At 42.8% G+C, this 12,416-nt stretch carries 17 protein-coding genes; 12 read left to right on the top strand and 5 right to left on the bottom strand.

Annotation, left to right across the window (positions count from 1 at the left end; genetic code table 11):
* Positions 1-44: 44 nt before the first annotated feature.
* The gene (gene tet(40) / locus H8Z76_RS11445; protein ID WP_186982552.1) at positions 45-1,265 is read left to right on the top strand and encodes a tetracycline efflux MFS transporter Tet(40); all 1,221 of its coding nucleotides are present in this window, start codon (positions 45-47) and stop codon (positions 1,263-1,265) included.
* A 596-nt stretch (positions 1,266-1,861) separates the two neighbouring features.
* Entirely contained in the window at positions 1,862-2,179 is a 318-nt protein-coding gene (locus tag H8Z76_RS14040; protein WP_456300147.1) for a hypothetical protein, read from the top strand.
* Between the two features lies 1 nt (position 2,180).
* On the opposite strand, the gene rlmN is transcribed toward H8Z76_RS14040, so the two are convergent.
* Together rlmN and H8Z76_RS11460 are read right to left on the bottom strand one after the other, a co-directional pair.
* Complete coding sequence (gene rlmN, locus H8Z76_RS11455) at positions 2,181-3,170, bottom strand: 23S rRNA (adenine(2503)-C(2))-methyltransferase RlmN (protein ID WP_002569187.1); 990 nt, start codon at positions 3,168-3,170, stop codon at positions 2,181-2,183.
* 23 nt (positions 3,171-3,193) lie between these two features.
* On the bottom strand, positions 3,194-3,373 hold the full coding sequence (locus tag H8Z76_RS11460; protein ID WP_002588768.1) for a cysteine-rich KTR domain-containing protein: 180 nt from the start codon (positions 3,371-3,373) through the stop codon (positions 3,194-3,196).
* A 384-nt stretch (positions 3,374-3,757) separates the two neighbouring features.
* Here H8Z76_RS11460 and H8Z76_RS11465 point away from each other — a divergent pair, with 384 nt between their 5' ends.
* From H8Z76_RS11465 to H8Z76_RS14020, 5 genes are all read left to right on the top strand, one after another.
* On the top strand, positions 3,758-4,111 hold the full coding sequence (locus H8Z76_RS11465) for a helix-turn-helix transcriptional regulator (RefSeq protein WP_002569186.1): 354 nt from the start codon (positions 3,758-3,760) through the stop codon (positions 4,109-4,111).
* A gap of 267 nt (positions 4,112-4,378) precedes the next feature.
* Positions 4,379-4,708, top strand: coding sequence for a plasmid mobilization protein (locus tag H8Z76_RS11470; RefSeq protein ID WP_002569185.1), 330 nt, complete (start codon positions 4,379-4,381; stop codon positions 4,706-4,708).
* Positions 4,669-6,015: a relaxase/mobilization nuclease domain-containing protein gene (locus H8Z76_RS11475; protein WP_002569184.1), complete on the top strand. Its 1,347-nt coding sequence runs from the start codon at positions 4,669-4,671 to the stop codon at positions 6,013-6,015. Before H8Z76_RS11470 ends, H8Z76_RS11475 begins: the two co-directional genes overlap by 40 nt.
* Positions 6,016-6,078: 63 nt before the next feature.
* Positions 6,079-6,330: a helix-turn-helix domain-containing protein gene (locus H8Z76_RS11480; RefSeq protein ID WP_002569183.1), complete on the top strand. Its 252-nt coding sequence runs from the start codon at positions 6,079-6,081 to the stop codon at positions 6,328-6,330.
* Positions 6,331-6,538: 208 nt separating this feature from the next.
* A complete protein-coding gene (locus tag H8Z76_RS14020; RefSeq protein WP_408639494.1) occupies positions 6,539-6,733 on the top strand; it encodes a PF20097 family protein in 195 nt (64 codons plus the stop codon).
* 140 nt (positions 6,734-6,873) lie between these two features.
* Here the strand turns inward: H8Z76_RS14020 and H8Z76_RS11490 are convergent, their stop codons facing one another.
* The 3 genes from H8Z76_RS11490 to H8Z76_RS11500 all read right to left on the bottom strand — a co-directional run bounded on the left by H8Z76_RS11490 (position 6,874) and on the right by H8Z76_RS11500 (position 8,658).
* On the bottom strand, positions 6,874-7,527 hold the full coding sequence (locus H8Z76_RS11490; protein ID WP_186982553.1) for a CpXC domain-containing protein: 654 nt from the start codon (positions 7,525-7,527) through the stop codon (positions 6,874-6,876).
* A 65-nt stretch (positions 7,528-7,592) separates the two neighbouring features.
* A complete protein-coding gene (locus H8Z76_RS11495; RefSeq protein ID WP_225876977.1) occupies positions 7,593-8,108 on the bottom strand; it encodes an ImmA/IrrE family metallo-endopeptidase in 516 nt (171 codons plus the stop codon).
* A 91-nt stretch (positions 8,109-8,199) separates the two neighbouring features.
* The gene (locus tag H8Z76_RS11500; protein ID WP_005423558.1) at positions 8,200-8,658 is read right to left on the bottom strand and encodes a helix-turn-helix domain-containing protein; all 459 of its coding nucleotides are present in this window, start codon (positions 8,656-8,658) and stop codon (positions 8,200-8,202) included.
* Positions 8,659-8,906: 248 nt separating this feature from the next.
* On the opposite strand from H8Z76_RS11500, the gene H8Z76_RS11505 reads away from it, so the two are divergent.
* The 5 genes from H8Z76_RS11505 (at position 8,907) to H8Z76_RS11520 (ending at position 12,370) form a co-directional block, all read left to right on the top strand.
* Positions 8,907-10,196 carry a Y-family DNA polymerase gene (locus H8Z76_RS11505; protein WP_330408389.1) on the top strand — a complete coding sequence of 430 codons (1,290 nt, stop codon included), beginning with the start codon at positions 8,907-8,909 and terminating at the stop codon, positions 10,194-10,196.
* Between the two features lie 14 nt (positions 10,197-10,210).
* Positions 10,211-10,627 (top strand): hypothetical protein, encoded by a 417-nt coding sequence (locus H8Z76_RS11510; protein WP_226820972.1) that lies wholly within the window; start codon positions 10,211-10,213, stop codon positions 10,625-10,627.
* A 234-nt stretch (positions 10,628-10,861) separates the two neighbouring features.
* A complete protein-coding gene (locus H8Z76_RS11515) occupies positions 10,862-11,089 on the top strand; it encodes a hypothetical protein (RefSeq protein ID WP_005334838.1) in 228 nt (75 codons plus the stop codon).
* 351 nt (positions 11,090-11,440) lie between these two features.
* Positions 11,441-11,575 (top strand): hypothetical protein, encoded by a 135-nt coding sequence (locus H8Z76_RS13795; RefSeq protein WP_264294275.1) that lies wholly within the window; start codon positions 11,441-11,443, stop codon positions 11,573-11,575.
* A gap of 174 nt (positions 11,576-11,749) precedes the next feature.
* Positions 11,750-12,370: a sigma-70 family RNA polymerase sigma factor gene (locus H8Z76_RS11520; protein WP_117639991.1), complete on the top strand. Its 621-nt coding sequence runs from the start codon at positions 11,750-11,752 to the stop codon at positions 12,368-12,370.
* Positions 12,371-12,416: the final 46 nt, after the last annotated feature.

Genomic DNA, 12,416 nt, shown 5'->3' on the forward strand with positions numbered 1-12,416 from the left:
GCAAAAGTCATATAAAATGAGATTTGAAAGGAGAATGTAACTTCATGTTTGCTAAAAATTCAAAGGCATATTCTGTCTACCTGCTGTTCCGATTTGTCTGTTCCCTGGCGGTTTCTATGTCCACAGTGCTTTCCATCGTGTACCACCTGGAGGTGGTGCAGCTGGATGCTTTCCAGCTTGTCCTGGTAGGGACGGTTCTGGAGACCTCCTGCTTTCTGTTCGAGATACCCACCGGTGTGGTGGCGGATTTGTATAGCCGTCGGCGCTCGGTGCTGATTGGAATGTTCCTCTACGGCCTGGGCTTTCTGATGGAGGGTGCGCTACCGTGGTTCGCGCCGGTTCTGCTGGCCCAGGTTGTCTGGGGTTGCGGTGATACCTTCATCACCGGCGCTCTGGAGGCGTGGATTGCCTCGGAGGAAGAGGACAAACCCATAGACAAGGTGTTCCTGCGGGGCAGTCAAATGGGGCAAATCGGCGGCGTTCTGGGCGTGGTGCTGGGCACACTGCTGGGAAACATAAACCTGCAAATGCCTCTCATCTTGGGGGGCAGTTTGTGCTTGTTGTTGGGGCTGGTGTTGGGTCGCATCATGCCAGAAACCAACTTCTCCCCTGCTATTGAGGAACGGCAGGGCTTGCTTAAAGACTTTGTCTGCCTGTTCAAGCTCAACCTGGGCTTTGTGAAAGGCGCACCTGTGTTGCTGGCGCTCTTAGCAATCACACTATGCGGGGGACTTGCCAGTGAAGGCTTTGACCGGCTCTCCACCGCTCATTTTCTGGATGACACGGTAATACCCGTTATCGGGCCGCTGAACAGCGTCACTTGGTTCGGTGTTATCAGTCTTATCGGCAGCGTCTTAGGTATTCTGGCTTCTCAGTTGCTCATCGCCCGCATGGAGAAAAAAGGGACTGTCAGCCGAACCAGTGTGGTCATGTCCACCAGCGCCGGGTATATCCTGTGCCTGGTTCTCTTCGCGGTGGGGCGGAGCTTTTGGTTCATGTTGTTGGTGTTCCTGCTGGCGGGGCTTATGCGCACCATCAAGGAGCCTGTGCTGGCCGCCTGGATGAACGACCATGTGGATGAGAAAATGCGCGCCACAGTCTTTTCCACCAGCGGACAGCTGGACTCTTTCGGGCAGATCATCGGCGGGCCTATTGTGGGGCTGGTAGCCCAGCAGGTGTCCATACCCTGGGGGCTGGTCTGTACCGCTTTCCTGCTGTTGCCCGCGCTGTTCTTAGTGCCGGTGGCGGGAAAGAAGCGGGATTGATATGGCATAGTTAAGTTTACTGACGAGCGGGAGATTACTTCCGCTCGTCTTCATTTAGTAGCGCAAAATTTGAGGACTCTTTATTTCCTTATTCGGTATAGCGGAGGCGGCTGTCAATTCGACATAATTTTCTTGTGATACTTTACCGTACATGAGCATTTGTTTCGTATTTGAAAGAACAAACTCACCAAATAAAAAAAACGATATTCGGGTGGGTTATTTTGTTATACCCTAAATTACCCTCTGAATTTGTTTTTAAATTTGGAGGGATTTTTTTATGTCCTTTTTTCGGGCAGTTATCTATCTGCTCATACGAAGCAAAATTTATCAATACATAGCATATCAGAGAACGGCAGGAAACCAGTTAAAAAAATTTCTGCCAGTGCAACGGTACTTCTCACCTTGAAAGTAGAAGTACAATCTCCATACAATAGAATTACTATTTCCTATAACCGTAAAGGTCACAGAGCCTTTGCGGTTTTTCTTTTGTCGATTTTTGTTGGAAAGTGCCGTAGGGCTGTTTCTGATATGCGGTGTCGTTCTCCGCCTCTCCATCTGGATTTTTTACATTTCAAAAATTCAGATGGGAGGTATTTATGGTGAAATATGCACCAAGAAAGGTATATATCAGAGAAAGTGGCGGCTATGTGGAATTATCCTACACGGAGTTCTGCCGTTGCAGGGAATCCGACCAGACCTATATGGACAAGCTGTTTATCCCCATTCAAAAAGAAACGGCGGCTTTGATTTTTCAAAGCTGCTGCGGAAATCAAAGAACGACAAGCAACAGTTCTGATTTTGCTCCAATATGGTTATTAGGGGCACAAATTAAAATCAAAAAAGAGCCGATAACAGCAGTATTTCAAACTGCATATTATCGGCTCTGCGTCTGTGCGTCTGGCTCTTTTAATTAAATTATTTCTGTTGTTTTTTGGCTTTATTATATGTATTAGCTAACTGTCCACAAGCTGCTTTAATCTCTCTACCATGAGAAACTCTCATGGTAACTTCAAGTCCTGTTTGCTCTAATTGATGTTTGAACGCAACCATTTCTTGTTTTTGTGGTGCTCTAATTTTTGAATTACTCGTCGGGTTGTATTGCAGCACGTTAATCATAACATTTTTGCCCTTAAACCATTTTGCAAGTTGCCTTATATCTGAGGAACGGTCATTTATACCTGGTAAAAGCAAATACGCAAATACCACTTTTCGATTATGCCTTTGAGAATAGGACAATGCTTGCTTAACAACATCTTCAATAGCGTACATGTGCATATGAGGAATGATACAGTTTCTCGCAGCCTGTGTTGCTGCATGTAAAGATATTGTCAACTGAATTTTTAGATGTTCTTCGCGCAATTTTTTTAATTGATTAACTGGACCAACTGTTGATACGGTAATGCCGTCGGTTGGAAAGTTAAGTCCATTTCTATCTCGAAGAATATGGATTGCTGCAATCAAGTTGTCGTAATTGAATAAAGGTTCTCCCATTCCCATAAAAACGATACGATTTACTTTTTGACGTATCAATACAACCTGCTGCACAATTTCAGACGGTGTTAGATTACGAACAAAACCATTGCGTCCGGACTCACAAAAAATACAGCCAACAGAACAACCAACTTGCGTACTTACGCAAACAGTCCCACCATCTCGCCGTTTAATAAAAACCGTTTCAATATACCTGTTATCTTTCAATTCATAAACATACTTTTCAGTATCGCTACTTTTATAGACTTTTTTTGTTGATATTGATAGATTTTCTTTGTGAAATGGCTGTTTATACAATTCCGTATATAAGGCTCTTGCTTTATCCTCTCCAATTACTTCCGACATTTCTTTGTAAGTAAATCCGTATGGGTCATTCAATATTTCCGTAGGTGTACTTTTAGGTAAGTGTTTCATTTAAATATCCTTCCTTTTCAAAATTAAAAAGTTTGTTTTTCAGAGTTTTTGATTATGATTTCTAGTTTTTCAACATCAACGATATGCGTTAATTTACATTTAGGGCAGAAAAGAGGAAAATTTCTTAATACCGTATTATAAAATACTTGAACCCTCGTCTTTCCGTTACAAATTGGACATTTTATCCAATATTTTTCAAGCATAATATTTCTCCTTTTGCGCAAAAAAATGCAGGTCAATTCTCAACATGAGCATTGACCTGCATTTATACATATAATACTACAACAAAATTAAGGCATAGTTTTTATACTATGTCTATACGTCGTTAGTTTTGTTGTATAGCATACGCAAAATAAGCATGACAAAAAAGCCCATATTGAAAATGGGAAAAATCTTTTTTGATTTCAATGCTTATCGAATACGCATGCTATGTAACATAAACATTCCCCCCCTTTTATATAATATTATATACAAAAGCAGCTTGTTGTCAACATATATATATATGAATTATTTTGGCTAACTGATAGAACTACGTAGACATATCCAAGAAGAAAGGGGAACAGTAAAATGTAATAGGGTGAATAACTATGGCAAAAAGACCAGTACCACGATACGACTTTAAGGCTTTTGGGGCAGCGATAAAGGCAGCGCGTGAGGGATGCAAGGAGAGCCGCAAGAAAGTAGGCGACGAAATGTTTATCTCGCCGCGCTACCTTGCGAACATTGAGAACAAGGGGCAGCACCCAAGTTTACAGATATTCTTTGAGCTGATACAGCGTTACCATATATCCGTAGACCAATTCCTTTTAGAAACGCCGCCGGAGAAGAACACGCAGCGGCGGCAGCTTGACGCGCTTCTTGACGGTATGAGCGATACAGGCATACGGATTGTAACCGCAACGGCAAAGGAGATTTCCGAAGTCGAAAAAGAGGGCGAATAGGAATGTCCGACTTAAAACTGAACAGGATTTAGAAAGCGTTGTAATCTTTTTTGAGGTTGCAGCGTTTTTCTTTTGCGTAAGTTTGGCAAAATCGCTTTTTCTCCGTAGTAGGTGATAAGAGCCTAAAGGATAAAAACATTCGTAGCAAGCATAGGAAGCGGGTACCACTTCCGTATTTTCGCCCTCCCGCGCTGCGGCGCGTCGGTTGAAAATTGCTTGTTGGGAAGTGTCCCAAACCCTCGGAACGGAAAGGAAAGGAGCGAACACATGGACGGACGCAAAAGGACAGTGCAAATCAAATTCAGAGTGACGGAAGCGGAACGGGATTTAATACTGGAAAAAATGAAGCTCGTACCCACCCGGAACATGGCGGCGTATCTGCGGAAGATTGCCATTGACGGGTATATCATTCAGATAGACCACGCCGATATAAAGGCTATGACCGCAGAGATACAGAAAATCGGTGTCAACGTCAACCAGATAGCACGCCGCGTAAACGCGACGGGGAACGCATACCAAGAGGACATAGAGGAAATAAAGGGGGTGCTTGCGGAGATATGGCGGTTACAAAGATTAAGCCTATTAAAAGCACTCTAAGCAAAGCCCTTGACTATATCGAAAACCCGGACAAGACGGACGGGAAAATGCTTGTGTCCTCTTTCGGTTGCTCCTATGAAACGGCAGATATTGAGTTTGAATATACCCTGTCGCAAGCACTCCAAAAGGGGAACAATTTAGCCTTTCATCTGATACAGTCCTTTGAGCCGGGGGAAGTCGATTATCAGAAAGCCCATGAAATCGGAAAGCAGCTTGCCGACGCGGTAACAAAGGGGCAGCATGAGTATGTACTCACGACGCACATTGACAAAGGACACGTCCATAACCATATCATTTTTTGCGCGGTGAACTTTGTAGACCACCATAAATACAATTCCAACAAAAGGAGCTATTACGGCATACGGAACATGAGCGACAAGCTGTGCCGGGAAAATGGCTTGTCCGTTGTCGTCCCCGGCAAGGGCAGCAAGGGAAAGAGCTATGCGGAGTACCAGGCAGAAAAGACGGGTACAAGTTGGAAAGGCAAGCTGAAAACCACTGTTGACGCGCTTATCCCCCAAGTTTCCAGTTTTGAGGAATTGCTAACGCGGTTACAGGCGGCGGGCTATGAGATAAAGCCGGGGAAATATGTATCATGCCGCGCCCCCGGACAGGAACGCTTCACCCGCCTTAAAACCCTCGGCGCAGACTATACAGAGGAAGCCGTAAGGGAACGGATAGCGGGCAGACGGACAAAGGTGGCGAAAGCTCCCAGAGAGCAGCGCGGCGTGTCGCTGCTTATCGACATTGAGAACAGTATCAAGGCAGCGCAGAGTAAGGGCTATGAACAGTGGGCGAAAATCCACAATCTGAAACAGGCAGCTAAAACAATGAATTTCTTGACGGAACATAAGATTGAGCAGTACGCGGATTTAGTCAGCCGGATTGAGGAAATGGCAGCGGAAAGCGGACAGGCGGCAGACGCATTGAAGAACGCCGAAAAGCGGCTTGCGGAAATGGCGGTGCTTATCAAGAATGTTTCCACCTATCAAAAGACAAAGCCTGTCTATGACGCATACCGCAAGGCAAGGAACAGGGAGAAGTACCGCGCCGGACAGGAACAGGCAATTATCCTCCATGAAGCCGCCGTAAGGTCACTGAAAGCGGCGGGCATTGCGAAGCTCCCGAACCTCGCCGCGCTGCAATCGGAGTATGAAGCCCTCCAAGCGCAGAAAGAAGCCCTTTACGCCGACTATGGAAAATTGAAAAAGAAAGTCCGGGAATATGATATTATCAAGCAGAACATTGACAGCATTTTACAGGCAGACAGACAGCCGGAACGGGAAAAGGAAACAGAACGCGGATAAGGATAGCAAAATCCCCGCCGCTGTGCTATGATAGGGCTATCAAAAAGCAGAGGAGCGTTGAGCATGGAAAACCAGAAAATGCCGGAATATGAAACCATACGCGCCGCCGTTGCCGGGGAGAAATGGGCGGTGGAGAAAGTCGTGGATTGCTACAAGGACGAAATCGACAGGCTATCGACGGTAGCGGTCAGACAGCCAGACGGAAGCACGAAACAGGAAATCAACGAAGATATGCGCCAGTCTATCACAAAGAAGCTGATAGAAGCCCTCCCGCAGTTCCCGCTTGAAGAAATGGAAAAGGGAAATGTCAGATAGGCAAAAAAAGAACAGGGCGCGGAAGCCAGTATATGACTTCCGCGCCCTGTCTTTTTATGGGTGCTGTTTTCGTGAATGTTACGCAGTAGAACGCCATTTTCGGGGGTAAAGGTATAAAGTATCGCCTATCCGATTTTCACGCCCGGAAAGCCCTGTAAATCAAGGGATTTTCCGCACCTACTGCGTAACAGGGGTGCGTCTTTTCCTCATGCGCTCGGCAGCTTGTCTGCGGGTGATACGCTCACGAGACATTACTTTTGCAGTTGATAATCTGACAAAAGTTTTTCGCATTAAAAAATCGGACGATCTGGAATTGAGTAAAGGTTCAGGCGGAATCCCTCATTGTGAAGCTTATCGTTGCAGTAGTTGCAAAAAGATTTTGATTGATTATGCGAATAGATAACTTCCAATTTGCAGAGCTGACAATCTATCATTTTATCAAAGTAAGATAATTACAATCAATAACGCTGGTGCGGGATTTTTGATATCCAGTACCGGCGTTATTGATTCTACAGGGGCTTGGGGGTGTAGCCACCAAATATACTATTCGTTTTCTGCTTCGGCAAATTTGTTAAGGATCCACTCCCTATTGATAACTATTTCATCATCATCGCGGAGATCCTTGAAATCATTGCAGTGTGAAGAAGCAAATTCATACATATTGTCAATGTCAACTGCACCAGTAATCTCACCCTTATTAATGATTACAAGAATATTTGTTCCGTCGTCGTCGACAGCAAAGCGCAGTTCATCAAATTCTATATCGGGATCATTTTTGAGAATAGAATCTGTCGCAAGTAATTTAACAAGTTCCATTACCCTGTCATCTTTACCTGCATCAAAGATCTGGATTTTTTCAACGAGCTGATTTGCTGATGTCACAATCCGGTTTAAGTACTTTTCGGTACGAAAATCAGCCAAAGCATTATTTTCATAAAATATTTCATATGTCTTCTCTACTTCTGATTCAGGAACCAGATAAATCATGATAAGATCTTCCATCTGGTGATAGAGTGTAGGGTAGTTTAAACGGAAGATTTCTCCACAGTTCGAGCAGGTATAAAGGAAAATAGACTGATTAAGTACCTTCTCTTTCATTTCAGGATCCAGTACAGTATTAATGCTATCCCAGACTTCAAAATCCCCCTCATGATGGCAGGAAGGGCAGGTTACCTTTTCTATATGATGTTTTGACATAAATAATCCCCCTCTCAGTGAGATAAATCGATAGTTTTCTTATTGTAGAATGCGCTTATCCTTTATTATTTTGCCAGGAAATTACTCTGAATCTCCATCGGCATATGATAAGCCTGGCCTCGTTTTGTCAGGCTGTATAGTTTAAAGCTCATGAGTTCCGGAGTTGCATTCAGAGAACTGCAGAGTCCGAAATAATCCAGGTCTTCGTTCTGAACCATATCTTCGATCTCCTCATCATCAATCAGAAGATCGGCAGCAAACAGATTGGCCTGGTATTCTGTATTATCCGTCATATTATAGAGTGTATCATCTTGCATTGGAGCCATTTTCAGCTGGGAACGATGCAGGATGATATGTCCTAATTCATGAGCGGCAACAATCATCTTTTCTTCTTCTGAAAGGAAACTACTGATCATGACATAGATCGTCTTGCAGCTCATAAAACAATATCCTTTCAGTGTCTTATATCTGGAAGTTTCCCCGACAACAATGTTCATCTGATCCATGATCTCAAATGGATCTCGGGTTCCATATTTCTTGATTAATTTCTTTGTTTCTGTATATATGTAAGTGTTTCTCAAATAAATCACCTCAAAAGTAAAAAATAAAAGGGCAGAAATATCCTTGTAACTATAAGGTAACAGATTAGGTGTACAATAATCCCGCCTTCTATTATTTTTCCTCTTGGTTTTTCAGATATTTTTTCGGTGTAAATTTCTTTGCACGTCTTTTGGAATCCAGATAAAGGCTCTGGATCTCATCCATAAAAGCTATTTTATCTTCGTCTGTCAGTGATCCACCGGCAAACATAGCTGCAGCCTGTTCCAGAATCTGCTGAGCCTGTCTGGCACCACGGTTACCAAACTGTTCGGATGCTTCTGTGATAAAAGCTTCATTCTCACTCATGAGATAAGAAACGTCACACTGTAATGCATCTGCCAGTTTCTGATACAGAACATTTTGTTTTGGAAAACGTCCTTCTACTTCCCAGGATCGAATAGTCCTATATGAAACACCAACCATACTGGCCAGTTCCTGCTGACTCATCTTTTTTTCTTTTCTTAATGATCTTACTTTTTCACCGAATGTCATAAACATACCTCTTTCTAAGCCTTGTCTTATAAGTTTCATTAGCCGCTTCAAGGCAAAACGGGAAATGTGTTTCCTTAAAAATAAAAATTAATCTTGACAAAGGGAAATATCTCTCCTATAATGTGAATCACAGATAAGGGGAAACATCTTTCCTATAAGATACACAATATTTCCTCTTTTGTCAATGGATATGTGAAATGAATTTCCTGTAATTCAATGAAAACAGGAAGGATAGACAATCATTGATAGTCAAAATGGGATACATGTTACAAAAAGAGGAAAGACGTATGGGAGGTGGCAATGTGAGTCAGGATCAGACTTCTATTATCTGTATTGATCTGAAGTCCTTTTATGCTTCTGTAGAATGCGTAGAACGTGGGCTGAATCCATTTAAAACAAACCTGGTGGTTGCAGATCCGACCAGATCAAAGTCAACAATCTGCCTGGCAATCACTCCGGCTATGAAGTCTCTTGGCATCAAGAACCGGTGCCGGATCCATGAGATACCGGATTGTGTGAAGTACATCACAGCCATGCCAAGGATGCAGCTGTATATGGATTATTCCGCAAAGATCTATGGAATCTATCTGCGGTACGTCTCAAAAGAAGATATCCATGTGTACAGTGTCGATGAGTGTTTTATTGATGTGACAAACTATCTGCAGCTTTATCATCTCACTGCAAAAGAAATGGCGGTAAAGCTTATGCAGGAGGTTATGGAGGAAACAGGTATCACTGCAACCGCTGGTGTGGGAACCAATCTGTATCTTGCTAAGATCGCAATGGATATCGTAGCAAAGCATGTGGATGACCATATTGGAATCCTGGATGAATTCTCTTACAGAGAGCAGCTATGGGATCATAAACCATTAAGTGACTTCTGGAGGATTGGATCCCGGACTGAAAAAAAACTAGCCGGTTATGGAATCCATACAATGGGCGATATTGCAATGGCTTCTTTAAGATCCGAAGACTGGCTGTATAAGATGTTTGGGATTGATGCAGAGCTGTTGATCGATCATGCATGGGGATATGAAACATGCCGGATGAGTGACATCAAGAACTATCATTCGGAGGAACACAGCCTTTCAAATGGTCAGGTGCTGATGCGAAATTATTCTTTTGACGAAGCACTTGTGATCGTAAGGGAAATGACAGATAATCTGGTCCTGGATCTGTTTGAAAAAGGACTGGTAACAAGCTCTCTCACCTTATGGATCGCCTATGACCACAGGTATGAGCATGAGGCATCCAAAGGAACCGTAAAACTCGAAAGAGAAAGTAACAGTTCCAAAAAGATCATAGATGCAGTGGAAGATTTATATCTCAGGATTGCAGACAGATATACCGGAATCCGAAGAATCGAGGTGTGTGCGAACAGGGTTGCTCCTGAAAGTTATGTGCAGTACAGCCTGTTTGATGATCCCAAACAGACCGATAAGGAACGGCATTTACAGGAAGCAGTATTGAATGTAAAGCAGCGTTATGGAAAGAATGCGATCATGCGGGGATCCAACCTGCTGGAGTGTTCTACTTATAGAGAACGCAATGAGCAAATAGGTGGTCACCGTGCTTAGAGGAGGTGCAAAAAGTGCTGGCAAGTGCATATCAACCGTATTTATATTTACCAAGACCGGTTTCCAGGAGACATCCCATGGATGTAGGACGCAGGGCAAAACAGTTTGCTCCATTTGCGGCACTTCGTGGACTGGATGAAACAATCCGGCAACAGGAAATCATTTATGAACCAAAAAGAGATTTATCTGAGGAAAAGAAAAATGAGTTGGATATGAAATTAAGGATCCTGGCATATGGAATGAAGATACAGGCAACTTATTTTCAAAAGTCATGGAAGAATCCATTAATTGGTCAGTACCATACATTATCTGGAACCGTAGAATTTTTTGATCCATCAGTCCACTTACGGATTGATGATACCGAGATTCAGATCCAGGACATCTGTGATCTGACTGGTGATGTATTTGAAACTATTGAAATATCATGTTAATTAATCACAGCGGAATTTTTTATACCGGAAAGAGTGTGTGGTAGCTGGTGGAAGGATAAAAAAGGATGCACAGATCGACAAAGCAGATCTGATCAGAATAGAAATCGTGCTGTTCGTGCAGCTTTGGCACTTACGGAATGGATGGCATGATGCTCATAAGGCGGATTTGATTTCCCTTTGGTCCGTTGAGTAATAAATGGAGAAATATCTTATTGCTTAAAGGAGGAAGCCTATATGGGATCAGGTGCTATTAAATGGCATGTACACTGCTCTGTATGCGGAGCATTTATTGAAAAGAGCGCACAAAGCGATTCAGAAGTGGAGTGCAAAAAATGTCGCAGTACATTGGAGATATTTGTAAAGGATGATATGGTGTCGGTTCGTCCGATCCACATCAGAGATGAACAATTAAAGTCCAGGATGCGGACGTATTCCCGAAAGATGATGAATCAGGGATCATAACAGAATAGAATGAGCTGTCTGTAGTAAGCGTTGGATTTGGCAGGAACCATCAAGAACGCACCAGACAGCAAGAGTTTGTCAAGGAGCTGAACCTGACTGGAATCACTAAGAGCCCGGCAAAACATTTACGGATACACTGCAAGATCAGAAGTATTTTCTGGTTTTGGAGATTGTTGAAGTATTTGTTTTGTCGGGCTTTTTTGACGTATTTCGAAAAAATTTTAAATTTTTTTGTCGTACCCCACTGTAAAACAGGCTCTCAGCGTTTCGTTATATAGAGGTTGAATTCTTTTTTGCAAAAAAAATTGTAAATAGAGATTTTGATAATATGACACAAAGGAGGAAGCAAAGATGACCGAAATCGAATACCAGGAATTTGTAAGGCGTTGTCCTTACGATGCTATGGGCGATTATTCCATGTTTCGCAAACAGCAAGCAGAGAATAAATCAGAGTGCATTCAGTGCAAATCCCAAAATGAGCAGTAATCTAACATACTAATTATGTAAGCAGATTATGCGTTATCAAGGAGTCGCGGACTCCCGTTCAAAAAAAACGGGTGAGTTCGTGACCTCTTGTGCTGCAGTCCTTTATGTCTGTGCAGAAATTTCATAAAAGATGGAAAGAACCACCCGGAGCCGAAAGGCAGAAAGGTGGTCATTATGTTGACATTAAAAGAACTGAAGAAAATCGTGAAAGTTGCTGATATGGAGAAAAGAATCCCAAGCGTGAAATCCTTGAAAGAACACAAAGTTGTAGTAAAAGAAATGATCAATGCAGATACAACGATCTCTGTTTATGATCACGGATATGTGCTTTATACAGCGGGAAATCAATCAACCGTATTTCCGCTTCATAGTTGTGATGACTATGAATATGTGAGTGTAACTGGCGATAACAAGGAATTTAATAAAGAGTTCTTTGATAATGAAAACTGGTATATCCGTCTGCTGATGGAGGCTGAAGACCGTATGGCATACAGCCAGAGCAAAATCAGCACCAATCATGGTGTATTTTCTAACAGCGATGTTACAGATGATGCGGAGATTATGAGAGGATCTTCAAAAGATTTTGTTGACGATGTTATCGACAGAGAAATTCTGCATGCGCTGATCAAGGAATTGACAGAGAGGCAAAAGATGGTACTCAATCTGGTTTATTTCGAAGAAATGCGTCAGCAGGATGTCGCAGATTATCTGGGAATCAAACAGCAGAGTGTAAATGACCTCCTGAACAGGGCATTAAAAACGATGAAAAAAAAGGCGGAAAACGAAGAATTTTAAAAAAATTTCAAAAAAATTGAATTAGACCACTGTAAAACAGGCTCTG

The sequence above is a fragment of the Roseburia yibonii genome (genome assembly GCF_014297335.1).
Classification (GTDB): domain Bacteria; phylum Bacillota; class Clostridia; order Lachnospirales; family Lachnospiraceae; genus Roseburia_D; species Roseburia_D yibonii.